This window comes from Nonomuraea sp. LPB2021202275-12-8, from assembly GCF_037044575.1.
In the GTDB taxonomy this organism is placed as follows: Bacteria; Actinomycetota; Actinomycetes; order Streptosporangiales; family Streptosporangiaceae; genus Nonomuraea.
Map to the genome: position 1 here is coordinate 1 of NZ_JBAHWD010000045.1, position 13,640 is coordinate 13,640.

Genomic DNA, 13,640 nt, shown 5'->3' on the forward strand with positions numbered 1-13,640 from the left:
TTGATGGCGCAGCCGGTCCAGCTCGGCTGCTGCCGCAGCGGGCAGAGCCACCGTGGGCGGGCAAAGGCACGGCCGAGCGGTCGTCCCGCTGCCGGCTGAGAGAACAGACATAGGCACACGAAGTCTCAGCGCGCTGCCGCAGGGCCGGACCCGACCCTGCCCCCGCTGCCCGTTTCAGCGCCGGGAGTGATGCCGTACGGGAACCTGCGGTCCAGCCCGGTGAGGCGCAGCACCCTGGACACATGCGGGCGAGGCGCGGCGGGGATGAGCCACAGACCTGCCCCGAGGCGGGTGTGGAGGGTGGTCATGAGGTGCTCCGATCGGGGGCATCGCTGCATGCGGGCCTCACGGCGACAGGGCTTCGCGATGAGGTCGAACGTGGTCGGTGACCGCGCTGCGCGGGTGGCCGGCCGGCACCATACCGGGGGAGTACGGGAGACAAGAGGGCCGCGGGCTCGAGGCTGCATGAACACGTTGCGAGGGGGCCAGCGTGAGCGGTGTCGTGTGTGCGGTGACCTGATCATCCAGCAGGCTCGCCGGAGCTGAAAGCACCGATTTGAGCCAGGCTTATCACCACCGGCGATCACCGGCCAGGTGCCGGGTGTAACCGCGCTGTCGGCCCGCTCTTCGCACGGGTGGACATGCGAAGAGCGGGGTTCAGCCCTTTCAACCGGTCGTTGCCACCACGAAGGTAAACGAACCGGACGGGACGCCGTACACGGCGTAGTTTCCGTCCATGCGCAGGAACGTGGCCCGCTGCGAGCTGACAGTGGGGCGCCGATCCCCGGCCGGCACCCACACCTCAGCGGTGGTGTTCGCCGGGACCTCGACTGTCAGCTTGAACGTCCGTTGCCCGCGGCTCCATTCGGACCGCGCCACGCCCTGCGGCGTGGTGTAGCTGCCCTTGACGTAGGTGAGATCGCCCACCGGCTTGGGCTGGATGATGAGCTTGCGGTAGGCGTTCGAGTCGCCGGCTTCGCGGATGCCGGCCAGGCCGCTGTGGAACCACTCTTCGATCTGGGCGAGGATCATGTGGTTCTTGGAGTCACCCCGGTTCCAGCGTTCGCCGATGGTGGTCATGCCGCCGGGGTTGGCCGTGGTGGACTCCATGAAGTACCCGTAGCTCGGCTGATCGTTGCCCTGCAGCAGCTCCCACAGGACGTCGTCGCGGCCGCCGTCGGCCAGCGCCCGTACCGTCGGCGCCATGCCGATGGTGCCGCCGCTGAAGTGCGGCCCTTCACCGTTGGGATGGAAGGCGTAGACGAGTTCGACGAGCGCGTCGAGGACCGCCTGGCGTTCGCCGTCGGGTACGAGCCCGGCGTCCAGCGCGAGCGCCTGGGCCGTCTGCGTGGCGCCGGCGGTTCCGGCGTTGCCGTCGGTGGTGTAGCGGCGCAGCTGCTGGTTGTAGAAGTGGGCGTTGAAGGCGTTCCTGATGTCGGTGGCCAGCGCCTGGTAGCGGGCGGCGTCGTCGGCGTGGCCGGTCAGCTCGGCCATCGTGGCCAATTTGCCGATCATGATGTAGTAGCCCCAGGTGCCGGTGATCCGGCCCGAGGTCTGGTCGGCGGCCACCCAGTCGGCGAGGGCGGCGTCGACGATGTGCGCGTTGTCGCCCGTCCCCACCTTCTGGCGCTGGATGTAGGCGGCGAAGTCGACCATCTGGTCGTAGTAGCGCGTCATCGTCTCGGTGTCGCCGTACAGTTCGTACAACAGCGCGGGAACCAGGATGATGGCGTTGCCCCAGTTGATCTCGTCGCCGAAGCGCCCGCTGTAGCCCCAGTCGTAGACAGGAGTCTTCAGCGCCACGTTTCCGGCCATCGGGGTGTCGGCTATGGACTGCCCCTCGACGAGGTGCCGCATGGCGGTGCGCAGGTAGGCGGCGAGCTCGTAGTTGCGGTGGATGGCGCCCATCGGCATGGTGTAGTCGGCCGGGTAGGACAGCTTCTCCCGGCCGGGGCAGTCGGTGAACACCGACATCATGTTGGCGGCGAAGGAGTAGCGGGCCATCTTGTGGACGCGGTTGACGCGCGCGTTGGAGGTGGTCACCTCACCTGACGTGGGTGTGGCGGCCTGCAGGCGGATGCCCTTGATCAGGTCCTTTCTGGGGGTGTACCCCTCGGGCAGGCCGGTGACCTGGACCCACTGCATGCCGAAGTAGTTGAAGTCGGGATGCCAGCTCTCGCCGCCGCGCAGTCCGGCGGTGGTGTAGGTGTTGAACAGGTCGCGGCCCCGGTTGCCGCCGCCCATGAGAGAGGCCTGATCGACGGTCCCGTCTGGGGCCAGGGATTCGGCCGGTGCCATGCGGATGGTGACTCCGGCGGGCATGGTGCCCTTGAGGTTGAGCTGTGGCCATCCGGTGATGTTCTGGCCGAGGTCGAACACCCAGGTGCCGGGTACCGGGTTCGTCATCGACACCGGCGTGAAGGTCTCGACGGCCTTGACCGGCTCGGCGGTGCGGGCGACGAGTTTGGTGGCGAGGTTCGGCGGCGGCGCGATGCCCGCGTCCACCCAGGACATGTCCGATCCGTCGCGCCGCTTGGCGCCGGCGTCCAGGTCGGAACCCGGCGCATCCCAGCCGGGCTGCTCGTGGCGGGCGTCATAGTCCGAGCCGGAGTACCAGGCGTCGGTGACGAGGGGGCCGAGTGCGGTGCGCCAGCTGCGGTCGGAGACGACGGCCTGCGTCGATCCGTTGCGGTAAGCGATCTCCAGCCGTGCGATCAGGCGCGGGGTGACGGCTGCGCCGGCGCTGGCGTCGCTGGCGGCGATGTTGTTGCCGGAGCCGGTCACGGTCGCGCCCGCGGCGTGCGACTTGGACAGCTCCGGCGTGAAGGTGATCCCCGTTCCGTCGGCGCCCGCGGTGCCGATCGCGGTGATCGTCCGCGACTCCAGGTTGTCGCCGCCGTTGCCGGTGTCGATGTTGATGGTGCCGCCGACGTGGTAGTTGCCGACGTTGTCCAGCTTCACGGTCGCCGCGCCGGCCGCGGCGTCGGAGGCCAGTACGCCGCTGCCCTTGAGCTGGCTCTGCCACCAGGAATAGGGCGCTGTACGGCCGACGGCGAGGTTGGTGACGCTGCGCCGTACGTAGGCGGGTCCGTTGCCGAGCCGGACGCCTACGGTGTTGGCTCCGGCGCGCAGGTCGGCCGTGACGTCGTAGGTGCGGTACTCGCTGGACAGCTGATAGTTCGCGTTGCCGGGGGCAAGGACCTCGTCGCTGAGCCGGCGACCGTTCAGGGTGGGCAGGTGCAGGCCGACGCCCGACAGGTAGAGGCGGGCACTGCTCACGTGCTTCTTGCGGTCAACGGCGAACTGGCGGGCGAAGATCGGCATGGACTGTGCTTCGGTACGGCCCGGGTGTTCGATCCATTGCGCCGTACCCCAGTCGCTCTGCTGCAGCAGGCCCATCTCCCAGGAGGCGGGCTTGCTCCAGTCGGAGGCCTTCTTGCCGGCATCCCAGACACGTACCTGCCAGATGACCTGCTGGCGCGAGCCGAGGGGCCGCCCGGCGTAGCGGATGCCCGACTGGGCGGCGGAGTTCACCTGGCCCGAGTCCCAGATCACCCGGCCCCGCTCCAGGTCCGCCTCGCTTGTCGCGGCCCGGACCTGGTAGGCGGTCTGCTTGTCGGCGGGGCAGCCGGCCCGCGCGTTCGGCCGGTAGCACGGATGGGCACGGGCTTGCCTGGTCTCCGTCATGCGCCATCCCAGGGAGGGGACGGCACTGTCGATGACCAGAGGCCGGTCGTATCTACCGTCCACGCTGAGGTCGACGACCTGAACGGCAGGCTGATCGCCACCGGCGAGGGCCGGTGGAGCGCTGGGTGTCTGCGAGAGGACGAGAGCGAACGTCACTCCCAGGCCCGCCAGAACACGTATCCGGCGACGTAATAAGGACACAGGTCACTCCCTTCCCGGCCGCCGTTACCGGGACGGCCGGTACTTCCCCTGCTGGTGACGGAGCTGTCTCGGATGTCAGGGGGAGCGTGGCGACCGGATCGAGGCCCCTGCGGGCGATCCCGTTCGGCGCACATCGCAGCCCGTGGAGAAAGTCGAGCGCTGGCTGTGTCGGCGGCGTTCGTCGCTCAAGGAGCTTGTCCAGGCCGGCGGTGTGATCACGGAGGCCGGCGGCGGGGATGACGCTCGGGTCGCCGAGGGGTCAGCGCGAGGTGGACGGGGGCGCCGTCCCGAGCCAAGCTCAGGCATGCTCCTCTCATCGTAAAACGATTTAAGCACCTCGTGGATGCCGCTAACGTAAGCGTTCCCTCATATGCCGTCAAGAGGGAATTTGAGCAACGATTCTCGGATCCCCTGCATCTCAACTATCTAGGATGACGTTTTCTTGGGTAACGATACCCATCGAGATCAGGCCTCTGACCAGGCACGTCATGCCCTGCGTGCGGGCGGTTGTCGTGCGCCGGACGAGCTAGATCACTCCGGGTGAACAACGGCTGGACCTGAGGTTGAGCTGGGGGTCTGCGTCGCGAGTACGGCGAGATGTCGTCACGCGAGTGGCTGCTCCGATGCCGCCTGTCGACCGCACTTTCGGGTGGTCGACTACGACGCCGAGCAACCCGTGACCGACCTGACCGGCGCCCCGGCGAACGAGCCCGCCGCCTACGCGCGCGGTGACGCGGACGCAGCGCTGAACGCGGCACCCGTACGCCTGGAGATGACCTACCGGCTCTCCCGCACCCACCACAACGCGATGGAGCTCCATGCCACCGTCGCCCGATGGACCGGCAGCAGGATCACCGTGTGGGAGAAGACCCAGTGGGTGCAGAGCACTCGCGACGAAATCGCCGCCGTCTTCGGCATCCCGCAGACAGACGTGCGCGTCATCTCGCCGTTCGTCGGCGGAGCGTTCGGCAACGCCGCGCGGTGCTGGCCGCACACCGTGATCGCGGCCCTCGCCGCACGCGAGGCGGGCCGCCCGGTCAAGCTCGTGCTGACGCGCCGGCAGCTGTATTCCGGAGTCGGGTACCGGCCCGCCTACGAGTACAAGGTGCGCCTGGGCAGCGACCGTGACGGCCGGCTGGCCGCGATGATCCACGACCTACGTGCCGAGACGTCACGGTACGAGCGGTTTACCGAACGCGGCGTCCTGTCGCCCGGCCAGATGCTCTACACCACCCCCAACGTGAGCCAGGCGTACCGGACGGTGCCGCTGGACGTGAACACGCCGACCCCGATGCGCGGCCCGGGCTACTCCACCGCCGCCTTCCCCATCGAAAGCGCGATCGACGAACTCGCCCACGAGCTCGGCATCGACCCCATCGAGCTACGCCTGCGAAACGAACCCGACAACGACCAGGCCAGCGGACTGCCGTTCTCCACCCGGCGGCTGCGCGAGTGCCTGACCGTCGGCGCCCGCGAGTTCCGCTGGAACCGCCGCAACGCCAAACCCGGCTCGACCCGCGACGGAGACTGGCTGATCGGCACCGGCATGGCGACCGCGGTCTACGACACCCTCCGCGCCCCGGCCCAGGCCCGCGTACGGCTGAACGCCGACGGCACCGCCCTGGTCGAATCGGCCACCAGCGACATGGGCCCCGGCACCTACACCTCCATGACCCAGATAGCCGCCGACTCCCTCGGCCTGGCCGTACGCGCGGTGACCTTCCGGCTCGGCGACCCCATCATGCCACCCGCCCCTGTCCATGGCGGCTCGCTCACCATGGCCAGCGTCGGATCCACCGTCCAGGACGGCTGCGACAAACTGCGCCAGCAGGCGATCCAGCTCGCCGTGGGAGACGAGAAATCACCGCTGTACGGTTCCGCCGCCGCAGACGTCTTCGTCCGCGACGGTCGGCTACATCTCAAGGACAACCCCGAACGTGGCGAAACCTACCGGCAGCTCCTGGCCCGCAACAACCGTACCCACCTCGAAACGCTCGGCTCCTACACCCCGGCTCGCCCCCAAGCCTCCATGTACGCCTACGGCGCGGTGTTCGCCGAAGTGGCAGTCGATCGGCGGCTGGGCCTGGTGCGGGTACGGCGGATGCTCGCCGTCTACGACGCGGGCCGCATCATCAGCCCCAAGCTCGCCGACAGCCAGGCGATCGGCGGCATGGTGGGCGGCATCAGCGCGGCTCTGCTGGAGCACACGGTCACCGACCCCCGCGACGGCCGGAATCGTCAACACCAACCTGGCCGACTACCTCGTCCCCGTCAACGCCGACGTCCCTCAGCTCAAGGCGATCTACCTCGACGGCCGCGACGACACCGCCGACCCCATCGGCGTCAAGGGCCTCGGCGAGGTCGTCCTGGTCGGCGTGGCACCCGCCCTCACCAACGCCGTCTTCCACGCCACCGGCCGCCGCATCCGCCAGCTGCCCATCACCGCCGACGACCTGCTCTGAGAGCCTGCTGACGAAGGCTCAAGTGCTCGTCGGCATGGGACCGTAGAAGGCCGGTCCGATCTTGTCGGCTTCGTGGTGGTCGGGCTTGCGTTCATGGATCCGCACCAGGAGGCGGTAGCACCCGCGGTCATCAGCCCGCCAGTGCCAACCCCAGCAGATTGCCTGCCTCCGGCGAAACCGGCTGCCTCAGCAGCACCGGCCCCTGCGCCATGAACCGCGGCCGCGCCCCCCGGTGCTCGTCGGCGGCGTGCACGGTGAACGGGTGCACCAGGAACACATCGCCCGGCTCGCCCGTGGCGTGCACCACCGGGAAGTCTCGCGTGGCCTCGTCGACCACCGGCCCGGCCTTCATCGGATCCAGCACCTGCCCCGCGAGCGCCGCCCCCGCCGCCCGGTGAGAACCCACCCGGATCCGCGTCGGCGCGTCATCCGGGCCCACCCGCGACAGCAACGTCAGCACCAGCATCATCTCCGGCCGCCCGCTGACCGCGTACGTCCCGTCGGGCAGGGCCACATTCGCATCGATGTGCCACCCACGATCGTCGACCGCCGCCTTGCCGGGAAACCGTACCGGGATCGTGCCCAGCGCGCCACGCGGTGCCCAGCCGTCCGCCCCGCACACCTCATCCAGTGCCCGCGCCAGCCGAGCGCTGCGCGCCATCTCGCCCAGCGGCCCCTGACCGCTCAGGTCCGACGCCCACATCACCGGCTCGTCCCAGCCGGACGGATCGCCGGGGGAGCGGCCGCCCAGCTGCTCCCACACCTGCGCCAGCGCCGCCTCGGCCAGCTCCAGCGCCACCGTCGCGGCCACCTTCACGAACCCGTCGCGGACAAAAGCCTCACCATCGATTTCTGCCATGACAGCCACGCTAATCACAGGCGCAACCGATTAATGGATGGCGTCGGCACGCGCTCCTCCTGGGAGTGGAGGCCTCTCGGGTGTCGAGTCTCACACCCTTGACGCGCGCCGATACCAAGCTCCTTTGTCAGCAGGCTCTGAGACCGGCGAACCTTTCGAACGTGAAGAACAACGGGACGGGGATTGAGCTGTCGGGCTGCCTTGACACGGCTGTTGCTGTCCTCCGCCCGGTATCACCGTCGAGGCATCCCGCAGCCGAATCCTGGTCGGGCGGTTGGCGTCGTGCTGATCACGGGCACTCAGGCGCTGACCCGGGCCGGGACAGAGGGCCGTGGTCCGCATGGAGCCTCGCCGAGATCAAGCCATGCCTCCAGCTCATACAATCGGAACACGCCTCGGAAATGGAGTTTCATGGTCACGCCCGGTCGACGACGACGAGTGACGATCGCCGACGTGGCGAGCCACGCCCAGGTCTCCATCACGGCGGTGTCCAAGGTGATCCGCAACGCCTATGGCGTGAGCCCGGCCATGAAGGACCGGGTCAAGACGGCCATCGAGGAGCTCGGCTATCGGCCGCAGGCCGTGGCCCGGGGGATGCGCGGGCGCACCTTCACGATCGGCCTGGTTCTGCCGCACATCAGAAACCCGTTCTTCGCCGACATCCTCGACGGTCTCACTGAATACCTGGAGAAAACCGATTATCAGGCGTTCATGATCCAGGGCGGAGCCACCCGCAAGGTGGAGCAGCGGGCAGTCGACGCCCTGATGGACCGGCAGGTGGACGGCATCATCATGGTCGCTCCGCTGGCCTCGAAGGCGCGCCTGGAGGAGGTGGCGAAGGAGAAGCCGACCGTGGTGCTCGCACGCCACGAGCGATCGTCCTACTACGACTCGGTGTTGGATGACGACGAGGCGGGCGCCGAACTCGTGGTCAAGCATCTCGTCGAGCTGGGGCACCGCCGGATCGCGCACATCACGCACCAGGACGACAGCATTGCCCGGCCCGGCGATCTGCTGCACAACATCCGATCAGCGACCTACGAACGCGTCATGAGCGAGCACGGGCTCGCCGATGAGATCGCGGTCGCGACCAGCTTCTACAACGAGAAGGGCGGCTACGACGGCGCGCGCCAACTGCTGAGCCGTACGCCGCGCCCGACGGCGATCTTCGCGGGAGCCGATCAGGCGGCCCTGGGCGCGCTCGCCGCAGTCCATGAGTCCGGCCTGTCCGTCCCGGCGGACGTCTCGGTCGCCGGCTACGACAACACACATCTTGCCGCTCTGCCCAACATCGCGCTGACCAGCGTCGACCAGGACGGCGGCGAGATGGGCCGCGCCGCGGGCAAGCTCCTGCTGGAACGCGTCGAGGGCCGCATGACACCGGTGCGCTTCTCCGTCACTCCGAGCCTGGTCGTCCGCGGCTCCACGGCCGCGCCGCCTGCCCGGTAGGCCAGGTTCATCGGAACCAGGGCCACCCTGGTGCGGTGACCATTGACGTTCACCGGGGCCGGGCACAGGCAGGCGTCACCAGTCCCAAAGTCACTGTTGGGTGCGTGCCCGCAACGTCCAGGCCGATGGTCGGCTCGTCCAGCAGCACCACGGCTCTGACCCCATCAGAGCGACAACGCGGCCATGAAGGCCATGCTGGCCGCCATTCCGGCCGAGCACAGATCCTGGCCGATCACCCTTCGATGCCCGCCCCGCTCGGGCAGAACGCGGATGAGCCGAGCGCAGGTCCAGGCCAGCCCGATGAGCAGGGCCACCGTGGCCAGCGAACCGCCTCCATGCGCGTGCCCGGACGGAGCGCCGGCGAGATGGGGTCCGCTGAACGCCGTCAGCACCAACAGGATGGACATGACCACGAAGTCCTCGATGTGATGACCGGTCTCCGCGCGGCGGGAGGGGGAGCCGCAGAGCCAGCCGGCGGTCAGCAGCGCGAGCACCGCGACGGAGAGGAACAAGCCGCCCAGATGCCCGGCCGCCATGCCGAGCGCCATGACGACGTGCGGCCACCTCCTGGTGGGACGTACGGAGGGCAGCAGGGCCGGCGCGAGGGCCAGGACGCAGCCGACCGATACCCCCACCGTGTGGAGGAGGGGCATGAAGTGCTCCTTGCCGTTGTCGGTCGTTGGCACCCTCGGACAGGACAGCTCGGCAAGCCTGGGGCGCCACGACCGACGTCCCGAGCGACGCCGCCTGCGCGACATGCTCGAACGCACCTTGCGGCTCATCGAGTCGGCCGGTCCGCCCGACTAGCCTCGGCTGAGCGCGTGGCTGCGCAGTGTCCGCAGTGCCCCGCCCCAGGCGATGACCTGGTCCAGCATGGCGCCGACCGCGTTCTCCTGCTGGGCCGCCGGACTGAAGACGCTGTAGTTCTCGAAGTCGGTGAGCAGCGACAGGGTGACCTGGGCGCGCACGTCGGCGATCTGGAGTTCACCCATCATCAGCCGCAGGTGCTCCACCGCGCGGGCGCCTCCGTTGACGCCGTAGCCGACGAATCCGGCCGCCTTGTTGTTCCACTCGGAGTACAGGAAGTCGAGGGCATTCTTCAACGCGCCAGAGGTCGAGTGGTTGTACTCGGGCGTCACGAACACGTACGCGTCGAAGGAGTCGATCTTCGCAGCCCATGTGCGGGTGTGCGGCAGGTCGTAGCGGCCCATCGACGCCGGCATCACCTCATCCAGCAACGGCAGGTCGAAGTCCTTGAGGTCCACCAGCTCGAACTCGGCGTCGCCACGTTTGGCCGCGAGGTCGCCGACCCAGTGAGCCACAGCCTCGCCGTTGCGTCCCGGGCGCGTACTGCCGATGATGATCGCTACCTTGATCACAGGTTCTTCCTCTCTTTCCGTTACTCGGTCTTTCAGGAACGGGCGAGGCGTCATCGTGCACTCCTTGCGTGGGGAACGGTGCCCAACCGGGCGTCGTCGAGAATGAGCACCACGACGGCTCCGACGGTCAGGGTGGCTGGGGCGCAGTCGGTCGCTGTCGTGTAGCACCGACCGGTCGAAGGGGTCGGGTGGCTGAGCGGCTGCATGAGCGAGACTGCTGCGGAGGCGTACCCCCACAGCAGGGGCTGCGCAGCCGGCAGACGCCACGCTGACCGCACCACCGTCTGGGTGGTGACCGTTCAGGTCGGCTGTGGGACGATGATCACCATCTCAGTGACAGTGCGGTTGGTGATGATCACCGATGGGGGTGTCGAGGTCGTCGTCGCGGCCGGCCTGGATCCGCGGCCACTGGGCGGTCGGGCGGCCGTCCATCTGGAACTGGCCGCCTTTGGAACCCCAACGCTGCGGCCAGCCCTTGGGCGAGTCCTCCCAGGACTCCTGCCGGCCGTAGACGGTCCGATCCAGCAGTCCGTACGACGGTGCCATCGCTTCGTTGCCGCGGCCGGAGGTCCAGTAGGTCTCGTAGACCTGGTCACCGTCGCGGAGATAGCAAGCCAGGATGCCGAAGTACCGCTCTGCGATCAACCGGTCCACGGAGTCCTGCGGCACCGAGTACCAGGGAACGGTATAGCCCATGAAGTCGCGATAGCGCGAGCTCTCCTCGTACGCCCCCTCAGAGAAGACCGCGTAGCTCACGTCGCGTGAGTGCAGGTAGGCCAGCTCATTGACGTGGGAGGTGTTGAAGGTACAGCCCTCGCACTGCTGCGCGGCGGGCCTGCCGGGGTGCCACATGTGGAAGTAGGCGATCAACTGGGACCGACCGTCGAAGATGTCGATCAACGGCACCGACCCGGCGGCCCCGATCAGCGGAGTCCGCGGATCGACTTCGACCATCGGCAGGCGGCGTCGAGCGGCGGCGATCGCATCGCCCTCACGGGTGTGCGCCTTTTCCCGGATCCGAAGCCGTTCCAGTTCGGTCTGGAATGTGGCCCGGTCGGCGACCGGGGGCCTGGCCGCGTCGCCGATCGCCGAAACGTGGGGTTCGGTGGGCTGGTTGGTCATGGTGAAATCCCTTTCTCGTCGATGCCCGTGCAGAAACAGCCGTTTCCGCACGCTTCGGGACGTGGTGCTGGGTGATCCCTCGGTGGGCTGGACGACCGGCCGCGGCCGAGCGCTCCGCCGGGTCAGGCGCCGGGCCGCCTTCCGCTCCCGGGCGGCGCGGTGGGCAGCGCGGTGGGCAGCGCGTTCCTGCCCCCGATCCGGACCAGCTCCGCGTACATCTGGTTCGGCAGGTCGGGGTCCATCATCTGTCCGAACATGATCATCTCCTCGGGCGGCGGGACGGTGCCGCTGATTTCTGTCTTGCCCCACCTACGAACGGGATGGGCTGAGAACGACACATCGGTGCGACGGTTCGGTCCGGATCAGCGCCCGACCTGGCCAGGGAATGCCTGTGTGATCTGGAGGTCTGGTGCGCCGCGGGCTACCGGCTGCCGACGGCAGTGTGGACGTCCGCCTCCAGCAGGTCGGTGTTGATGGCGAAGGCGGCGGCAGACCCATGCCAGCGGCGACGGTGACCTGGGCGCGTGGGTCGATGAGGTGACCGGCAGCCCAGACGCCGGCAACGCTGGAACGGCCGGTGCGGTCGGTGACGATCCAGCCGTTGTCGTTCGGAAAGCGTCACCGAGCAGAAGCTCACCTCGACCCTGCGCGGCGGGGGGATGGCCGGTGAGCGTCCCACCGAGCCAGGACATGCTTGGTCGATCTGTTCCACCCGTCCTTTAATGAGCCGCACGCCGTACCGGGCGATCTCGGCGCGGCCGAGTTCGAGCAGTGTCGCGGGGGCCAATCCGTCGCGGGACAAGAAGCCGTACATATGCGCGGTGGGCGCCCTGCGCGGCTCACCGGCATCTATCACCACCACCTTGCGGCGGGCCCGTCCAAGCAGCAGGGCGGCGCTCAGGCCGGTCGCTTCGGCGCCGACCAGCACCACGTCGTGGACCCCATAGTCGGCAGTGCGTCGTGCGCCGACGTTCTGGTCGTTCGGCGCCTTGATCATGGCAAACACCTGGAGCTCCGTCTCGTGATGTCGATCAGATCGCGTCTCTTGACCCGAGGCCGGGCAGGATCCGGTCGGGGTCGTGGACGGCCTTCACTCGCTCCAACCTCGGGAGGTTGCCGCCCCAGTAGGAGCGTTCGGGACAGGTGAGGGTCGGGTCGGGGAAGTTCGGGTACACGCCCCCGCTCGCCCAGGAATGGACCGTCTGCCAAGAACGGTGCAGCCACTCGCTTTGCGGGAAGACGGCGTCGGACAGAGCCGGTCGGACCGTGGCGGCGTGTTTGAGCAGGAATCGCTCGCCCCGATGTGGGAACGCCGTGGCATGCCACGACACGCGGTTGTAGGCGCCACCCCACGGCGTGAAGTCGAGTTCGCGGGATTCGCCGGCCCGCCGGTCGGCAACCAGCTGATTGACCAGAGCATCGAGCGCGCCCGGCGGTATGTCCTGCCGGAAGAAGTCGGACTTGCTGAACAGGCGCCCGGCATCGTCGCCGGGCACCCGCGTGGCGAGAGCGGCCTGGGTGCCCATCCAGGACTGCTGTCGGCGCCACCGGCTTTGCGGGCGGGCCCCGACCATGGCGATGAGATCGTCAAGGAGATCATCGGTGTGTGCAGGCGACAGCCCGACGGCCGCGCCTAACAGGCTCACCCGCGCTCGACCGTGCGGCTCGGCTGGGACGGTGAGCAGCAGGCTTGCGGCGAGCTCGTCCGGCGCGTCCGGACCCCACCTCTGCCAGGCGTCAACGACCTGGGCCGCAAGCTGATAGTCCCACCTGAGCTCCACGGCGGTGCATTGTGGAGACGGAACCAGCGCGAAGGACAACTCCGTGACGACGCCAACACCGGCGGCGCCACCACCCCTGAGGGCCCAGAACAGGTCGGCATGCTCGTGCGCGTCGCAGTGCACGAGGCTGCCGTCTACGCGGACGACACGCGCTCCAACGAGCCGGTCACAGGTCAACCCCCAGGAGCGTCCGAGAAAACCCATGCCGCCGCCGAGGGTCAACCCGGCGATGCCGACAGAAGGGCCGCTCCCGGCGGGCAGCGTGTGGGCGTGCTGATCGAGGCACCGATACACGTCGGCGAGCCGCGTACCCGCGCCGACACGTGCGTACCCGTCCTTTAGGGAAACCCCGGTGAGTTCGCCGAGATCGACGAGCAGTCCAGTGGTTGTGGACCGCCCAGCCAAATCGTGTCCGCCGCTGCGCACCGCCACGGGAAGGCCGTTGTGCTTCGCGAAACCAAGTGCGGCTGCAACATCGGAGGCGGTTCGGCAACGCACCACCGCCTGCGGACGCACCTGACCAAAGCGCTGCCCGGCCGGTCTGAGCGCCGCATCGTAGCCGGCGGAATCGCTGGTCAGTACGACGCCAGTGACCCGCTGCGCCAAAGCGCGCCAAGACCGGGGCGGCAGCGCATCGACGACGCCACTGTCGGCCTGATGTCCGTTCCTGATCACGGAATTCACACTAGGCGGCTGTGAC

The 13,640-nt window shown here is 68.6% G+C and carries 11 protein-coding genes; 2 read left to right on the forward strand and 9 right to left on the reverse strand.

The window, feature by feature from the left end; all coding sequences use genetic code 11:
- Positions 1-125: 125 nt before the first annotated feature.
- Both V5E28_RS43695 and V5E28_RS43700 read right to left on the reverse strand, forming a co-directional pair.
- A complete protein-coding gene (locus V5E28_RS43695) occupies positions 126-308 on the reverse strand; it encodes a hypothetical protein (RefSeq protein WP_336216011.1) in 183 nt (60 codons plus the stop codon).
- A 358-nt stretch (positions 309-666) separates the two neighbouring features.
- Entirely contained in the window at positions 667-3,888 is a 3,222-nt protein-coding gene (locus tag V5E28_RS43700) for a family 78 glycoside hydrolase catalytic domain (RefSeq protein ID WP_336216013.1), read from the reverse strand.
- 649 nt (positions 3,889-4,537) lie between these two features.
- On the opposite strand from V5E28_RS43700, the gene V5E28_RS43705 reads away from it, so the two are divergent.
- Complete coding sequence (locus V5E28_RS43705) at positions 4,538-6,361, forward strand: xanthine dehydrogenase family protein molybdopterin-binding subunit (RefSeq protein WP_336216015.1); 1,824 nt, start codon at positions 4,538-4,540, stop codon at positions 6,359-6,361.
- Between the two features lie 119 nt (positions 6,362-6,480).
- On the opposite strand, the gene V5E28_RS43710 is transcribed toward V5E28_RS43705, so the two are convergent.
- The gene (locus tag V5E28_RS43710) at positions 6,481-7,209 is read right to left on the reverse strand and encodes a phytanoyl-CoA dioxygenase family protein (RefSeq protein ID WP_336216017.1); all 729 of its coding nucleotides are present in this window, start codon (positions 7,207-7,209) and stop codon (positions 6,481-6,483) included.
- 438 nt (positions 7,210-7,647) lie between these two features.
- On the opposite strand from V5E28_RS43710, the gene V5E28_RS43715 reads away from it, so the two are divergent.
- Positions 7,648-8,658, forward strand: coding sequence for a LacI family DNA-binding transcriptional regulator (locus tag V5E28_RS43715; protein ID WP_336216018.1), 1,011 nt, complete (start codon positions 7,648-7,650; stop codon positions 8,656-8,658).
- 164 nt (positions 8,659-8,822) lie between these two features.
- On the opposite strand, the gene V5E28_RS43720 is transcribed toward V5E28_RS43715, so the two are convergent.
- The 6 genes from V5E28_RS43720 to V5E28_RS43745 form a co-directional block, all read right to left on the reverse strand.
- Complete coding sequence (locus V5E28_RS43720; protein ID WP_336216019.1) at positions 8,823-9,311, reverse strand: hypothetical protein; 489 nt, start codon at positions 9,309-9,311, stop codon at positions 8,823-8,825.
- Between the two features lie 150 nt (positions 9,312-9,461).
- Entirely contained in the window at positions 9,462-10,037 is a 576-nt protein-coding gene (locus tag V5E28_RS43725) for an NADPH-dependent FMN reductase (RefSeq protein ID WP_336216020.1), read from the reverse strand.
- A 330-nt stretch (positions 10,038-10,367) separates the two neighbouring features.
- Positions 10,368-11,159, reverse strand: a complete 792-nt coding sequence (locus tag V5E28_RS43730) for a DUF899 family protein (protein ID WP_336216022.1) — start codon at positions 11,157-11,159, stop codon at positions 10,368-10,370.
- A 122-nt stretch (positions 11,160-11,281) separates the two neighbouring features.
- A complete protein-coding gene (locus V5E28_RS43735) occupies positions 11,282-11,416 on the reverse strand; it encodes a hypothetical protein (RefSeq protein ID WP_336216024.1) in 135 nt (44 codons plus the stop codon).
- A gap of 164 nt (positions 11,417-11,580) precedes the next feature.
- Complete coding sequence (locus V5E28_RS43740; RefSeq protein ID WP_336216025.1) at positions 11,581-12,156, reverse strand: hypothetical protein; 576 nt, start codon at positions 12,154-12,156, stop codon at positions 11,581-11,583.
- 34 nt (positions 12,157-12,190) lie between these two features.
- Positions 12,191-13,615 (reverse strand): FAD-binding oxidoreductase, encoded by a 1,425-nt coding sequence (locus tag V5E28_RS43745; RefSeq protein ID WP_336216027.1) that lies wholly within the window; start codon positions 13,613-13,615, stop codon positions 12,191-12,193.
- Between the last annotated feature and the right edge of the window lie 25 nt (positions 13,616-13,640).